The following is a 15,152-nucleotide window of genomic DNA, read 5'->3' on the forward strand; positions in this document are numbered from 1 at the left end:
CAGTCGAGACGGTCAGTACTCGCGCTCGATGAGGTAGTCCGCGAGGTCCTCAAGCAAGCGCCGCGCGTCGTTCTCCGGCAAGCGCTGGAGTCGACCTTTCCCCTGCTCGACGAGGTCGCGCGCCGTCTGATTCGCGTACTCGATGCTCCCGGCCTCGTGCAGGCGCTCGACCGCATCGTCGATCTCCGCCTCCGTCACCGCCTCCACGTCGTCGGTCTCGACGAGCGCGTCCACGTCCACGTCGTGTCGGCGAGCGTGCACCGTGATGAGCGTCTGCTTGTTCTCCACGAGGTCCGACCCGCGCTGCTTCCCGAGCTTCTCGCTCGGCACCGTCAGGTCGAGGACGTCGTCCTGGATCTGGAACGCACGCCCGACGTCGAGCCCGTACCCGTACAGGGCGTCGACGGTCTCCTCGTCAGCGCCGAGAACGATGCCCGCCATCGCCGCCGACGCCGCATAGAGGACGGCGGTCTTGTGCTCGATCATCTCCATGTACTCGTCGGGCACCACGTCACCGCGCTGCTCGAACGCGACGTCCAGACTCTGGCCCTCGCAGATCTTCGTGCACGTCGACGCGAGCATGTGGAGTGCATCCACCGACCGTTCCGCGGGCGCACCCGTCTCCAGGAGGATCTCGAACGCCTTCGAGTACAGCGTATCCCCGGCGAGGATCGCGGTGTCGAGCCCGAACTCCTCGTGTACCGCGGGCACGCCACGCCGGAGTTCGTCGTCGTCCATGATGTCGTCGTGGATGAGCGTGAACGACTGGATGACCTCCACGCTCACCGCCGCCGCCATCAGGTCCACCGGCTCCCCGGTCAGGTCCTCGAACGCGCGATAGTCGACGTCCTCGCTCAGGCCGTCGACGTCCGTGAGCGCCTCGCCGACCGCGAGCAGGACCGTCGGCCGCAGGCGCTTCCCGCCCGCGTCCAGCAGGTACCGCGAGGCCTCGTAGAGTCGCTCCGGACGCTTTATCGGGAGTTCCTCCGGGATGGCAGCGTTCACGTGCTCTCGGCGCGCTTCGACCGCCGACAGCACCGCTTCCTCCCGCGTACTCGGGTCTGTCATCATTCCACGAGCTGGATGAGGTTCCCGTTCCGCGTCACGTGCAGGTCGCGACCCATCTTGTAGCCCTGGTTCTCGCAGAGGTTCACGTACCCGCTGAACCCGCTCATGTCCTGGTGCGCCGGGATGACGTGCTGGGGCTGGAGCGCCTGCAGCATCTCGTAGTGGCCCTCGCGGTTCAGGTGCCCGGAGACGTGGATGTCGTCGTAGATGCGCGCGCCCTGCATGCCAAGGAGCTGCTCGGCCTGATAGCGCTGGCCTTCGTTCGTCGGCTCCGGGATGACCCGCGCACTGAAGAGGACCTTGTCGCCGTCCTCCAGTTCGTACGGCGTCTCGCCGCGCGCCATCCGCGTCAGCATCGCGCGCGGCTCGCCCTGGTGGCCCGTGACGATGGGGAGGTAGTCGCCCTTCCCCTCGTTCATCACTCGCTTGAACGTCCGGTCGACGCTCTTGCGGTGCCCGAACATCCCGACGTCGTCCGGGAAGTCGACGAACCCGAGGCGCTCCGCCGTCCCCGAGTACTTCTCCATCGAACGACCGAGGAGGACGGGCTGGCGGCCGATGTCCTTCGCGAACTCGACGAGGCTCTTGACGCGAGCGATGTGGCTCGAGAACGTCGTCGCGACGATACCGCCGTCGTAGTCCTCGATGGAGTACATGACGTCCTTGAGGTGCCGGCGCGCGGTCGCCTCGCTCGGGTTCCGGCCCTTCTTGTTCGCGTTCGTACAGTCCTCGATGTAACACAGCACGCCCTCGCCCTCGCGACCGATCTCGCGGAAGCGCTTCATGTCGATGGGGTCGCCGATGACCGGCGTGTGGTCCATCCGCTTGTCGAGGCCGTACACGACGGCGCCCTCGGGCGTGTGGAGCACCGGGTTGATGGCGTCGATGATGGAGTGCGTGACGTTCACGAACTCGAGCTCGACCTGCCCGCTGTCGCCGATACTCATCGTCTCGCCCGCTTCCATCTCCACGAGGTCGTTCTCGACGCCGAACTTCTGCTCGCCCTCGATCTGCTGCTTGACGAGCGCGTTCGTGAACGGCGTCGCGACGATCGGCGCGTTGTAGCGGTGCGCGAGCTTGCTGATGGCGCCGATGTGGTCGAGGTGACCGTGCGTCGGCACGATCGCCTGCACGTCGCCCTCGATCTCGGACATGATGCGGTCGTCCGGGATGGCGCCCATGTCGATGAGGTCGAGGCTGTGCATCTTCTCGGTCTCGACGTTGTCGTGGATGAGGACCTTCGACAGGTTCAGGCCCATGTCGAAGATGACGACGTCGTTCCCGGCTCGTACTGCGGTCATCTGGCGGCCAACTTCCTCGTAGCCGCCGATTGTGGCGATTTCGATTTCCATAGCTAACGCACTGAAACCCCGCCGCGGCGGCGAGCGCTGTCGGCCGCCCCCGAGGGCGGCTCCGGTATGCAAATACCCGCGGTTGTCCGATTGCAGGGGCCCCGGCGTCTTGCAGCACGTCGGCGTGCAACCCGCTATGCTTCACTCGTCCACGGCCGCGAAACCGGCCGGCGGCGAGCCCGACTCCGAGCGAAACACTTACCCGCGGGCGTTGTGGTATCTCGGCTTTCTCACTCGGAGGGTAAAAAGACAGCGGGTTGGGTGACCAGGCACCACCCGACTGCCACTATCCAGCGCCCCCGCACCCACTATCCAGCGCCAGCGGGCTCGTCGCAGGCGCGGGCCCATCGTGGGCGCGCCGGAGGCCGCGGCCGGCCAGCGGGCGAGGAACGTGCGTTTTATAACGACGACGACGGAACTGAGGTGTACGACTATGCCGAACTCGCACGGACCCCGCAAGAAGACCCGGAACAAGCTCAAGAACCATCCCCGAGAGCGCGGCACGTCCCCGCCCCAGCGCGCGATTCAGGAGTTCGAGACGGGCCAGAAGGTCCACCTGAAGATCGACCCGTCGGTCGCTGACGGTCGCTTCCACCCGCGTTTCAACGGCCTCACGGGCGAGGTCGAAGGCAAGCAGGGCGCCGCGTTCAAGGTCCTCATCAACGACGGCGGGAAGGAGAAGACCATCATCGCCGCGGCCGCGCACCTGAAGGCTCAGCAGTAGGATGACGATATTCAAGGAGAAGCTCGACGAGGAGTTCCTGACGTTCGCGGAGACGAAGGAACTGCTCGACGAGGTGGAGGCCGACCGCGCGCTCGACGAGGACCGCGAGATGCGCTACGAGCTCGCGCGCGCCATCGAGCACGTCAATCGCTTCACCGTCCTGGAGCCCGAGGAGTCCCTCGAACTCGTCGAGGAGCTCCAGGAGCTGGAGAAGGTCGACGAGGCGACGGCGTACAAGATCGCGAACCTCCTGCCGGAGGACCGCACGGAGCTGCGGTCGGTGTTCGCGAAGGAGCGGTACACGCTCGACGGCGACGAACTCGACGAGATCCTGAACGTTCTCGCGAAGTACGTCTGAGTCCCTGCCGCCATCTTTTAAATACGTCGTCGTCGTAACTGCTACTATCATGAGTGATTCAACCGCCGAAGAGCGGGTCGCAGTCGTCCTCGATATCTTCCCGAACGGGCGCTCGGACGGTCGACACGGCTCGCGGCCGATGGCGTACGCGCTCGACGTCCGCGACTTCACGCTGAAAGAGGTCGTGTTCGAGGAGACGCCGGAGGTCGGGATGGACGACGAACTCGTCATCGAGCCGGCCGGCGACGAGATCCGTGGCGTGTATCCCGTGGACTACGAGGACGTCTCTGGGAGCGCGCAGTCCGAGCTCGAGTACATCGTCGAGGAGTTCGTGGAGGCCAACGAGGGGCGGTTCGTGGCGTTCTACAACGACGCGCAACCGATCACGCTCCGCCTCCACCAGCTGAACCTCCTGCCGGGTATCGGGAAGAAGCTCCGGAACACGATCCTCGACGAACGCAAGCGCAAGCCCTTCGAGAGCTTCGAGGACCTCGAGGACCGCGTGAAGGGCTTGCACGATCCCGTGGGCGTGCTCGTCGAACGCATCCTCGAGGAGGTCCGCGAGGACGACCTGAAGTACAAGACGTTCGTGGGTCGCGACGAGGACGCCTGAGTCGCTGCGTTCGGGGCGTCGCGACGGTCTCGTTCGCCGCGAAGGACGTCCCGCTGGGTTTACGCCGCCTCGCGTACTAGCCGAGTGCAATCGATGAGAGACCCTGAGGGCTTGCTGTCTCGTGCTGGCGTGCGCGGCGACCCGAACCGCGACCAGCACTTCCTCGTTGACGACCGCGTGCTCGACCGACTGCCGTCGTATCTGCCGGAGGGCGAGGGCGTCCGCGAGCACGTGCTCGAGATCGGTGCTGGGAACGGTGCGTTGACCGCGCGACTCCTCGCCGAGGCCGAGCACGTGACGGCGGTGGAGCGCGACCCCGAGCTCGCTTCCTTCCTCCGCGAGGAGTTCGCCGACGAGATAGCGGCGGGCGACCTGGACGTCGTCGAGGGGGACGCGTTGGCGGTCGAGCTCCCCGAGTTCTCGGCGTGCGTCGCGAACCTTCCGTACAGCGTGTCCAGCCAGATCGCGTTCCGACTGTTGCCGTTGAAGAAACCGCTCGTCCTGATGTTCCAGCAGGAGTTCGCGGAGCGCATGGTCGCCGACGCGGGCACCGACGACTACGGGCGGCTGTCCGTCTCGGCGCAGCACTACGCGGACGTGGAGATCGTCGAGCCGGTCCCGAAGGAGGCGTTCAGTCCGCAGCCGGCGGTCGAGAGCGCGGTCGTCCGCGCGATGCCGCGGGACCCCGACTACGTGGTCGACGACGAGGAGTTCTTCCTCGACTTCGTGAAGGCGGTGTTCACGCAGCGCCGGAAGACGATGCGGAACGCGGTCCGGAACACCGTCCACATCTCGGGGCTCGACGACGGCTCCGCGGTCGTGGACGCGGCCGACGAGGACCTGATGGGGATGCGGCCGGGGAAGGTCTCCCCCGGGGAGTTGGCCGCGCTCGCCGCGCTCGCGGCCGACGTCGGCCGTGATGCGGAATGATACAGTCCGACGCGTCGGTCGCCATGGAGGTCGCGCGGTCGCTGAACGAGCTGTCGCGCGTGTTCGACACGACGGTGACGCGGACGCTCGTGACGCTCGTCGCGCTCGGCGTCCTCACGGGCATCGGGTGGGTGACGACGCAGGTCCAGACGTGGCTCCGCGAGCGGTTGACCGACGTCACGGCGGACGTGGTGACGGTCGTCGTCGTCGGGACGACGTTCTTCACGGCGATCGGCGTGTCGATGGGCGTCTGGCAGCTCGCTGACGACGTGGTGCGGGCGACGCGCGGTCTCGAGTTCATCGACGGCCCGAACCTGGCGGCGACGGTCGTCATCACGGTCGTCACGCACCTGCTGTCGCGCGCGGGACGACGGCTGGTGGACGGCTGGGTGAGCAACCGGCAGGCGTTCGACCAGCACGAGGTCGAGATCACGTACCGCGTCCTCCAGATCGTCCTCTGGGTGACGGCGATATCGATCGTCCTCGGCCTGTGGAACGTGGACTTGACGGGCGTGCTCGTCGGCGCTGGCTTCCTCGGTATCGTCGTCGGGATGGCCGCTCGCCAGACGCTCGGTGCGGTGCTCGCGGGGTTCGTGTTGATGTTCGCGCGGCCGTTCGAGATCGGTGACTGGGTGGAGATCGGCGAGAAGGAGGGGATCGTGACGGACATCAGCATCGTGAACACGCGCGTGCAGACGTTCGACGGCGAGTACGTGATGATACCCAACGACATCGTGAGCGGGCAGGAGGTCGTGAACCGGTCGCGGAAGGGCCGGCTCCGCATCGAGGTGGAGGTCGGCGTGGACTACGATACGGACGTGCCGACGGCGACGGCGCTCGCGGGGGAGGCGATGGACGACCTGGACGCCATCCTGTCGGTGCCGACGCCGCAGGTGGTCGTCAAGCGCTTCGGTGATTCGGCGGTCGTGCTCGGGTGTCGGTTCTGGATCGACAAGCCGAGCGCGCGCCGGAAGTGGCGGGCGCGGACGGCGGTCGTCGAGTCGGTGAAGGCGGAGTTCGACGAGGCGGGCGTGAAGATTCCGTTCCCGCAGCGCGAGCTGTCGGGGCGTGCGGAGACGGGTGGGTTCCGGCACGCGGAGACTGCGGAGTCGGTGCCGGTGGAGAACGGCGGCGTGGATGCGGACCCGGAGCCCGAGGCGGCCGTGGAGCCGACCGAGGAGGACGTGCCGACGCCCGACGGCGCCGGGGCGCGCGAGAGCGGGTTCGGGCTCGGCGGCGACGACCTCGGGATGACGTTCACGAAGGGACGCGTCTCTCTCGGCGACGACGAGAGGGCTACCGGGGGCGACGGCGGCGCCGACGACGAGAGCGACGGCAGTGCGGACGACGGCGGCGGGACCGACGTTGCGGTCGACGACGGGGAGGGGTCGTCGTGACGGACCTCGCGGAGCGTCGTGGCGTGGAGACGGAGGTCTATCAGCCGGCGGAGGATTCGGCGTTGCTGGCGTCGGTCGCCGAGGACGCGGTCGAGTCGGGTGACCGCGTGCTGGAGGTCGGGACGGGGTCGGGGTGGGTGGCCGAGCGCGTCGCGACGGAGACGGGTGCGGACGTGGTGGCGTCGGACGTGAACCCGCACGCGACCCGGCAGGCTCGCGACCGTGGCGTCGCGGCGGTGCGCGCGGACCTCGTCGCGCCGTTCCGCGACGGCGCGTTCGACGTGGTGCTGTTCAATCCGCCGTATCTGCCGGAGGACGCGGCGGCGGCGCGGGACGACTGGATGGAGACGGCGCTGACGGGTGGCGAGGACGGGCGTGCGGTCGTCGACCCGTTCGTGGAGTCGGTGTCGCGCGTGCTCGCCGCCGACGGGTACGTGCTCGTGCTCGTGAGCAGTCTGACCGGCGTCGACGAGGTCGTCGAGCTCGCGGGCGAGTGCGGGTTCTCGGCGGTTGCGCTCCGCGAGGAGTCGTACCCGTTCGAGACGCTGTCGGTCCTGAAGCTCGTGCCGGCGTAGGCCGGGTGCGTGACTCGTCCACACGAGGTGCAATTACTGTGGCTCATTTGTGTAGACAGTAAATATTAAACAGCCGCATTTCCTACGCGGTATCACGCATGACAGAACTCGTCGCCACCACACCCGGGCTGTTCCCGCTCCCGGACTGGGCGAAATCCGACCTCTCCGACCTCAAAGGCCACCAGAAGGAAGACCTCGTCGACGGCGACGAGGCCGACGCCGTCCGCGACGCCTACGCCACCGCCCGCGGCGAGGTCGTCGACGCGCAGGTCGACGCCGGGCTCGACCGCGTCGTCGACGGCCAGCTCCGCTGGGACGACATGCTCGCACATCCTCTCACCGTCCACGACGACGTGGAGACCCGCGGCATCGTCCGCTACTACGACAACAACAACTTCTACCGCGAGCCCGTCGTCAAGGGCGACCTCTCGTTCTCCGGGGACGTCGCCGACGAACTCGACGCGACGGCCGCGCTCACCGACGAACCCGTCCAGGCCGTCCTCCCCGGCCCCTACTCGCTCGCGGACCTCGCCACCGACGAGCACTACGACGACGACGTCGAGTTCCTCGCCGCCATCAGCGAGTTCCTCGCCGGTGAAGCCGACGCCTTCCCCGACGTTGAGACCCTGTTCCTCCTCGAACCGTCGCTCGTCGAGAACGCGCCCGACGACGACGTCGCCGGGACCCTCGCCGAGGCCGTCACCACGGTCGCCGACGCCGTCGACGCCGACGTCGTCGTCCAGCCGTACTGGGGCGCGCTCGACGAGAAGACCCACGCGCACCTGCTCGACGCCGACGTCGACGCCCTCGGGTACGACTTCGTCGCGAACCACGAGGACAACCTCTACAACATCAACGAGTACGGCACCACCGACGACGTCTCGCTCGGGCTCGTCGACGGCCAGAACACGCTCGTCGAGGACCCCGAGGTCGTCCGCGAGCGCGTCGACTGGGTGCACGAGCAGGCCGTCAGCGCCGACTTCGACACCACGTACGTGACGACGAACACCGAGCTGTTCTACCTGCCCTACGCGAAGTACGAGGCGAAGCTCGACGTCCTCGGTGACGCCGTCTCGCTCGCGGAGGTGGAAGCATGACCGACGCGACCGACGGACACGACGACCCCAACGGCAAGGACCAGTTCCGGCCGGTCGGCCACGAGAACGAGCACTTCCTCCTGACGACGGTCGTCGGGAGCTACCCGAAGCCGAAGTGGCTCGACCGCGCTCGCGAACTCTACCAGGGCGGCGATACGACCAAGCCCCGCGAGCACCAGGCCGACCACGCCGAGGAACTCCCGGACTTCGACGAGGACGCCTGGGAGGAGGCGAAGGACGACGCCAGCCGCCTCATCACGAAGGAACACGAACGAGCTGGGCTGGACGTCGTCGTCGACGGCGAGATGCGGCGCAACGAGATGGTGGAGTTCTTCGCGCACCGCATCGACGGCTACGAGTTCAACGGCCCGGTGAAGGTCTGGGGCCACAACTACTTCGACAAGCCCAGCGTCGTGAGCGAGGTCGAGTACGACGAGACGTGGCTCGTCGACGAGTACGAGTTCACCGCCGACGTCGCCGACCGCCCGGTGAAGGTCCCCATCACGGGGCCGTACACGCTCGCGAACTGGAGCTTCAACGAGGCGTACGACGACCTCGAATCGCTCGCGGTGGACCTCGCGGACCTCGTGAACGAGGAGATCCAGAAGCTCGTCGACGCCGGCGCGCGCTACATCCAGATCGACGAGCCGGCGCTCGCGACGACGCCGGACGACCACGCCATCGTCGGCGAGTGCCTGGAGCACATCGTCGACGACATCCCGGAGGACGTCCGCGTCGGCCTCCACGTCTGCTACGGCGACTACTCGCGCATCTACCCGGAGGTGCTGGAGTACCCCGTCGACGAGTTCGACCTCGAGCTGTGTAACGGCGACTACGACCAGCTGGACGTCTTCAAGGACCCGGCGTTCACCGCTGACCTCGCGCTCGGCGTCGTCGACGCGCACGTCGCGGAGGTCGAGACCGTCGAGGAGATCAAGGCGAACATCCGCAAGGGGCTGGAGGTCGTCCCGCCGGAGCAGCTCGTGGTGTCCCCGGACTGTGGGCTGAAGCTCCTGCCCCGGGAGGTCGCCTACGAGAAGATGGCGAACCTCGTCACCGCCGCCCGCGAGGTCGAAGCGGACCTCGACGCCGGCGAGATACAGGTCGACGCCGCACCCGCGAAGGCCGACGACTGACCGCGTACGCCGGCCCGCAGGAACTCATCCTTTCGTCGCTCGCAGCGAGAACGTCAGTGGCAGCTCGACGGGGACGTCGTCGGGGAGCCACCAGCGCCCGTGGTCGTCGCGTTCCATCCGGTCGTACATCGGGAAGTCCGCCCAGGGGTGGTCGTGGAGGAACTCGACGTCGAGGCCGGCGTCGCAGAGTGCGGTCACTATCTCGCCCATGGTGTGGACGAACTGGACGGTCTCGGTGTGCTCGAAGGACTGGTCGGGGTCGGCGTACGAGCCGTCGGCGTCGAGGTGCAGAGGGTCGTCGCGGAAGTACGAGAACCCCCAGTCGCCGAACTGGCAGCCGTCGGCGTCGACGTCGTGGAACGGCTCCGCGAAGGGGTGGACGTCCGCGAGGTAGTACGTGCCGCCCGGTCGGAGGTGGTCGGCGACCGTCTCCGCGAGGGCGTCGAGGTCGTCGAGCCAGCCGACGACGCCGAACGTGTTGAAGACGACGTCGAACTCGCGGTCGAGGTCGAGGTCGAGGACGTCGCCCTCGACGAACGTGGCGTTCTCGATGCCGGCGTCGGTGGCGAGGTCGCGCGCCTTCTCGACGGCGCTGGGCGAGAAGTCGACGCCGACCGCTTCCTCGCACTCGCGCGCCCACGAGAGCGTGTCGAGCCCGAAGTGACACATCGGATGCAGGAGGGTGGTGTCGTCGTCGACGACGTCCGCGAGCTCCTCGCGCTCCATCGGGTAGAGACTGGAGTCGCCCGCGAGGAAGCCCTCGACGTCGTAGTAGTCGGTGTCGGGGTGAACGCTGACGCGCTCGTTCCAGTTCGCGCGGTTCGTCGCGCGGTAGTCGTCGTCCATACCGGTCGGAGTCGCGCGCGCGTCAAGTGCTTTCCCCGGGCGTGCGAGGGCGTCACGTGCGGTCGGTTGGGGCGTTACCGGAGGCCGCGGGCGAGCGCTCCGAACGTCGGCAGGCCGAGTGCCATGGCGACGGCGACGTCGCGGAGGAGCCCGAACCGGAGGAAGCCGCCCGCCGCGCCCGCAGCAGCGAGGTCGACGAGGAACACGGAGAGGACGACGCCGCCGAACAGGAACCCGGCGAGGAGGCCGCGGGGCAGCGAGCCCTGGGGGAGCGCGACGAGCGCGCCGCCGACGACGAGGCCGAGCCAGTGGACGCTCGCGAGCGCGACGCCGACGACGACCGCGAGCGCGGTCAGGCCCGCACGTCGCGGGTTCGAGAGCGTCGAGCCGAGTTCGGTGGCGAGGTCCGTCATTCGCCGTCACCCCCCGAGTCGCCGGCGTCCCCGTCGTCGCCAGTGAACCGGACGTCCACGCCGTCGGGTGCGTCCAGGCCGAACTCGCGGAACCGCCCGGCGGCCCAGTCGTCGAGTTGGTCCGCGTAGTTCGCGGAGAGCGGGTCGCCGTCGTTCCCGCCGGGCAGTACCGCCATCGCGTCCGAACCGTCGTCGCCGACGGGGACGACCTGTCGCCACGAGGAGCCGACCATCGATTCCCGCCGGAAGTTGTTCACCGCGGTCGGCGAACCGTCAGTCGGGTACGCCGGGTAGTTCAGGAACTCGCGTTCGAACGGATGCGTGAGCGCGGTCCGGTTGTAGTCGCCGTACGTCTCGTGGCCCGCCTCGTCGATGGCGTCGAGCGCGTCGGCGAGTGCGGCGGCGGCGACGGCGCCGCGGTCGGGGTCGCTCCCGTCCGCGGGCACGAACCACTCGCTGTCTTCCGGTAGGTTCCCGAGCACCCAGTCGTTGGGCGTGCCGACGTCGAGGTCGGCGTCCTCGAATCGTCGCTCGAAGACGCGTTCACCGAGCTCGCGTGCCCAGAACGCGAACACGAGCGGTTCGCGGCGCGCCGTGGTCATCTCGCCGTCCCACGCGAGCACGGCGTCGAGTTCCTCGCGGACCGCACCCGACACCTCGCCGCGCGCGTCCTCGAGGAGCGGCCGGAGGTGGTCGACGCGGCGGTCGACCGCGTCCAGCTGGACGTCCCGGAGGAACGCGGGCGTCATCGCCTCGCCGCTTCCAGCGCGCTCGTCGAGGCGCTCGTAGATGCGCGCGCCGCGGAACGGCGACGCGTACCCCTCCGAGAGGTGCGCGGGCGGGTCGTCCGTGACGCGCTGGTTCGCGGTCGCGAGGTACCCCGGGTCGACGCTGTGTGGCATCTCCTCGAACGGAATGGTGTCCGCGGCCGCCCAGTCCGTCTCGCCGTACGGCTCGAACCCGCGCCACTCGCCCTCGCGCGCCGACCCGTCGAACGGCCGGGTCGCGGCGACCGGGTCGCCGTCCGTCCGCCGGACGGGCACCGTCCCGGTCGTGTAGTACAGCGTCCGGCCGTCGCGGTCGGCGTACACGAAGTTCTGCGTGGGCTCGTCGAACTTCGGGAGGGCGTCGAGCACGTCGTCGACGCCCGCAGAGCGCCCGATGTCGTAGATGGACTCGATCGTTCGCGCCGCGGATAGCCCCGTCCACTGGACGCCGACGCGCCCGTCGGTCCCGGAGAGCGCGTCGCCGTCGCTCCTCCGCGAGAGCACCGCGCCGTGCACGCTCTTTGTCACCTCGACCGTCTCGTCCTCGCCGTCGGCGACCGGGATGGTCTCCTCGCGCGTCTGGAACTCGCGGAACTCGTCGCCGTACCGGTACTCGCTGCCGCCGTTGCGCGTCTCGTACGTGTAGAAGTCGATGACGTCGTACCCGGCGTTCGTGAAGCCCCACGCGCCGGTGTCGCTCCGACCGATGATGACGAACGGAACGCCGGGGAACGTCACGCCGCGGACGTCGCGCTCGCCGTCGACGACGACGTGCTGCTCGTACCAGACCGGCGGCACGCGCAGGTCGAGGTGCGGGTCGTTGGCGACGACCGGCTGGCCGGACGCGGTGTACTCGCCGTGCACGACCCACGAGTTCGACCCGACGCCGTCCTCGGACTCGAAGCCCTCGAGCCACGACACGAGGTCGGGGTCGACCCTCTTACCCGTCCCGGCGCCCGTCGGTCGTCGACTCCTCGACGTCGCGGACGCTCGACCGCTCACGGTGGCGGACTCGCCACCGGGCGGGTTCGGCTCGCGGTCGCCCGGCCGCAGGATCGGCGAATCGTGGTTGTCGGCGTCCGGGAGCGGGTACAGCGTCTCCGCGGTCTCGCGGTCGAACGCGTCCGCGACCGCGGCCCGACGGAGCGTCGCGAAACTCCCCGTGAGCCCCCACGAGATCTGTTTCTGTGCGAGGATGGAGTCGACGGGCGTCCACGGGTCCGCGTCGTAATCGAGGAGTTCGAACTCGACGGGCCGGTCGGCGTCCTCGCGGTACGCGTTCACGCCGTCGACGAACGCCTCGCTCGCGGGCGCCGCGGGTCCGTCCTTCGCGGCGTCCCACGTCACCTCCGCGGCACGGGCGAAGTCCATCTGGCGGTTGAACCGGTCGGAGTCGACGGCGACCTCGCCGAACACCGCCGATAGCTCGCCGCGCATCACGCGTCGCAGGAGGTCCATCTCGAACAGGCGGTCGCTCGCCTGGACGTACCCGACGGCGTAGTACGCCGCGCGTTCGTCGCTCGCTGAAACGTGCGGGACGCCGTGGTCGTCGTACCGGACCGTCGCGTCGCCGTACGGCGAGTCGACCTCGCGGTCGACCCGTCGAGCGTCGGCGTTCCACGTCGAGCCGGAGAGCGGCGCGAAGTCCGCGAGGAACTGTCGCGCGTCCGTCAACGCCATCCCGCCGACGCCCACGCCCAGCACCGAGGAGAGGAGCGCACGACGCGTCGTCTCGGAGACCATACCGTGGGTGTGAACAGGCCACGCACAAATAGTTTCACCCCCCGGCGGGAGCGTTCCCGAGCCAGCAACCCGTTCGAACCGACGGCTCGGCGATGGTGGGACTGAAGAATTCTTCTGCAAGTCCTTATGTGGCCCACGCGACACGATTCGTGCATGGAGGTTCCCGCTGACACGGACGTCCTCGAAGCGCTCGCAAGCCTGCCGACGCTCGCCCACCCGACGGTCTCCCCGGACGGCAGCGAGGTCGCGTTCTACTACGACGACACGGGCCGGAACGAACTCCACGTCCTCGACCTGGAGACCGGCGAACGCGAACAGTGGAGCGACGGCGAGGTCCCGCGGAACGCCCGCTGGTTCGTCGAGTGGGCCGCGGACGGCGACGCCATCTACTTCCACCTCGACGAAGCCGGCGACGAACAGAACGACATCCACCGCATCACGCGCGACGGTGACGTCGAACCCGTCGTCGAGATGGACGGCCAGGTGATGCTACAGGACGTCGGCGAGGACGGCGACACGCTCCTCCTCGGGTCCTCCCGCGACGGCCAGATGAACGTCTACCGGCACGACCTCGCGAGCGGCGAGACGACGAAGGTCACCGACTACGACCGCGCCGTCTGGGGGTCGCACCTCTCCCCGGACGGCGACCGCATCGCGTACTCGACGAACGAGACCGACGACTTCGACAACAAGGACGTCTACGTCGCCGACGTCGACGGGTCGAACGCCCGGAACCTGGAGATCGGCGAGACGGGCGCAGAGAGCCTCCCGGTGGACTGGCACCCGGACGGCGACCGTCTCCTCGTCACCGACAACAGCGAGGACCTCAGTCGCCTCGGCGTCTACGACCTCGACGCCGACGACATGACGTGGTACGGCACCGGCGAGTACGAGGAGGGCGGGCAGTTCTTCACGGAGGACGGGCAGCGCATCATCGCAACGCGCTCGCGAGACGCGATCAACGTCCCAGTCGTCTACGACGTCGAGACCGGCGACGGACGCGAATTCGACCTGCCCGACGGCAGCGCCGGAATCGGGATGGGCGGCGACGCGAGCATCGACGCCACCACCGTCGCCGTCACCCACACCACGCCGACGACGCGCCCGGAACTGCTCGCGTACGACCTCGACGCAGACGACACCGAGACGCTCGTCGAACCCGAGTACGGCCCGTTCGAACCGGAGGACTTCGCGGACGCCGAGTACCTCACCGTCGAATCCGACGGCGTCCCCGACACGCCCGCCGAAGCCGTCGACCACGACCCCTACGAGACGTTCGACATCGGCGCGCTCCTCTACGACTCCGGCGAACGACCCTCGCCGCTCGTCGTCAACCCCCACGGCGGCCCACGAGCACGCGACACCAAGTCCTTCGACCTCTACACGCAGGTCCTCGCCGCCATGGGGTTCTCCGTCCTCAAGGTGAACTACCGCGGGTCCACCGGCCGCGGCCGCGAGTTCGTCGAGGAACTCATCGACGACTGGGGTGGCGCCGAACAGGGCGACGTCGCCACCGCCGCCGAGCACGTCCTCGCCGACCGCGACTGGCTCGACGACGACCGCGTCGTCGTCTTCGGCGGCAGCTACGGCGGCTACAGCGCGTACTGGCAGGCCGTCCAGTACCCCGAGCTCTACGACGCCAGCGTCGCCTGGATCGGGCTCACCGACCTCGAGGACATGTACGAGAACACGATGCCGCACTTCAAGACCGAACTCATGGAGAAGTACCTCGGGACGCCCAGCGAGAACCCCGAGCGCTATCGAGAGCGGTCACCAGTCGAGTACGTCGAGAACGTCGACGCCCCGATGTTCCTCGTCCACGGCGTCAACGACCGCCGCGTCCCCGTCTCGCAGGCACGCATCTTCCGTGACGCCCTCGACGACGCCGACTACGCCGCCGGCGACGACTACGAGTACGAGGAACTCGGCGAGGAAGGCCACGCGTCCAGCGACCAGGACCAGAAACTCCGGATGTTCCGCCTCCTCGAGGACTTCCTCGACCGACGGGTCGACACGACCGTCGACGCCCCCGCCGACGACTGACGGCGACGACTGAAACCGAAGACTCACCGCGACCGCGCGACGGCACCCACCCGTCGCTATCGAACATAGTCCCGGGGACAGCGACCACAC

14 protein-coding genes are annotated in these 15,152 nt (G+C 68.5%); 9 read left to right on the forward strand and 5 right to left on the reverse strand.

The window, feature by feature from the left end; all coding sequences use genetic code 11:
- Positions 1 to 12: 12 nt before the first annotated feature.
- Positions 13 to 1,068, reverse strand: coding sequence for a geranylfarnesyl diphosphate synthase (gene idsA3, locus LI336_RS03535; RefSeq protein WP_227131244.1), 1,056 nt, complete (start codon positions 1,066 to 1,068; stop codon positions 13 to 15).
- Positions 1,068 to 2,420: a ribonuclease J gene (locus LI336_RS03540; RefSeq protein ID WP_227131245.1), complete on the reverse strand. Its 1,353-nt coding sequence runs from the start codon at positions 2,418 to 2,420 to the stop codon at positions 1,068 to 1,070. The genes idsA3 and LI336_RS03540 overlap by 1 nt, the downstream gene beginning before the upstream one ends.
- A gap of 433 nt (positions 2,421 to 2,853) precedes the next feature.
- On the opposite strand from LI336_RS03540, the gene LI336_RS03545 reads away from it, so the two are divergent.
- The 8 genes from LI336_RS03545 (at position 2,854) to LI336_RS03580 (ending at position 9,250) form a co-directional block, all read left to right on the forward strand.
- Positions 2,854 to 3,144: a 50S ribosomal protein L21e gene (locus tag LI336_RS03545; RefSeq protein WP_227131246.1), complete on the forward strand. Its 291-nt coding sequence runs from the start codon at positions 2,854 to 2,856 to the stop codon at positions 3,142 to 3,144.
- A gap of 1 nt (position 3,145) precedes the next feature.
- Positions 3,146 to 3,502, forward strand: coding sequence for an RNA polymerase Rpb4 family protein (locus tag LI336_RS03550; RefSeq protein ID WP_227131247.1), 357 nt, complete (start codon positions 3,146 to 3,148; stop codon positions 3,500 to 3,502).
- 49 nt (positions 3,503 to 3,551) lie between these two features.
- Positions 3,552 to 4,115 carry a DUF655 domain-containing protein gene (locus LI336_RS03555; protein ID WP_227131248.1) on the forward strand — a complete coding sequence of 188 codons (564 nt, stop codon included), beginning with the start codon at positions 3,552 to 3,554 and terminating at the stop codon, positions 4,113 to 4,115.
- Between the two features lie 93 nt (positions 4,116 to 4,208).
- Positions 4,209 to 5,045, forward strand: a complete 837-nt coding sequence (locus LI336_RS03560) for a 16S ribosomal RNA methyltransferase A (RefSeq protein ID WP_227131249.1) — start codon at positions 4,209 to 4,211, stop codon at positions 5,043 to 5,045.
- Positions 5,042 to 6,442, forward strand: coding sequence for a mechanosensitive ion channel family protein (locus tag LI336_RS03565; RefSeq protein WP_227131250.1), 1,401 nt, complete (start codon positions 5,042 to 5,044; stop codon positions 6,440 to 6,442). The genes LI336_RS03560 and LI336_RS03565 overlap by 4 nt, the downstream gene beginning before the upstream one ends.
- Positions 6,439 to 7,017 carry a HemK2/MTQ2 family protein methyltransferase gene (locus LI336_RS03570; protein ID WP_227131251.1) on the forward strand — a complete coding sequence of 193 codons (579 nt, stop codon included), beginning with the start codon at positions 6,439 to 6,441 and terminating at the stop codon, positions 7,015 to 7,017. The genes LI336_RS03565 and LI336_RS03570 overlap by 4 nt, the downstream gene beginning before the upstream one ends.
- 98 nt (positions 7,018 to 7,115) lie before the next feature.
- Positions 7,116 to 8,114 (forward strand): 5-methyltetrahydropteroyltriglutamate--homocysteine methyltransferase, encoded by a 999-nt coding sequence (locus LI336_RS03575; RefSeq protein ID WP_227131252.1) that lies wholly within the window; start codon positions 7,116 to 7,118, stop codon positions 8,112 to 8,114.
- The gene (locus tag LI336_RS03580) at positions 8,111 to 9,250 is read left to right on the forward strand and encodes a methionine synthase (protein WP_227131253.1); all 1,140 of its coding nucleotides are present in this window, start codon (positions 8,111 to 8,113) and stop codon (positions 9,248 to 9,250) included. Before LI336_RS03575 ends, LI336_RS03580 begins: the two co-directional genes overlap by 4 nt.
- A 24-nt stretch (positions 9,251 to 9,274) precedes the next feature.
- Here the strand turns inward: LI336_RS03580 and LI336_RS03585 are convergent, their stop codons facing one another.
- From LI336_RS03585 to LI336_RS03595, 3 genes are all read right to left on the reverse strand, one after another.
- Complete coding sequence (locus tag LI336_RS03585) at positions 9,275 to 10,096, reverse strand: class I SAM-dependent methyltransferase (RefSeq protein ID WP_227131254.1); 822 nt, start codon at positions 10,094 to 10,096, stop codon at positions 9,275 to 9,277.
- Positions 10,097 to 10,170: 74 nt separating this feature from the next.
- Positions 10,171 to 10,509, reverse strand: coding sequence for a hypothetical protein (locus tag LI336_RS03590; RefSeq protein WP_227131255.1), 339 nt, complete (start codon positions 10,507 to 10,509; stop codon positions 10,171 to 10,173).
- A complete protein-coding gene (locus LI336_RS03595) occupies positions 10,506 to 13,019 on the reverse strand; it encodes a penicillin acylase family protein (RefSeq protein WP_227131256.1) in 2,514 nt (837 codons plus the stop codon). The genes LI336_RS03590 and LI336_RS03595 overlap by 4 nt, the downstream gene beginning before the upstream one ends.
- A gap of 153 nt (positions 13,020 to 13,172) precedes the next feature.
- On the opposite strand from LI336_RS03595, the gene LI336_RS03600 reads away from it, so the two are divergent.
- Positions 13,173 to 15,062 carry a S9 family peptidase gene (locus LI336_RS03600; RefSeq protein ID WP_227131257.1) on the forward strand — a complete coding sequence of 630 codons (1,890 nt, stop codon included), beginning with the start codon at positions 13,173 to 13,175 and terminating at the stop codon, positions 15,060 to 15,062.
- Positions 15,063 to 15,152 lie beyond the last annotated feature (90 nt).

Source organism: Halorubellus salinus (genome assembly GCF_020567525.1).
Classification (GTDB): domain Archaea; phylum Halobacteriota; class Halobacteria; order Halobacteriales; family Natrialbaceae; genus Halorubellus; species Halorubellus salinus.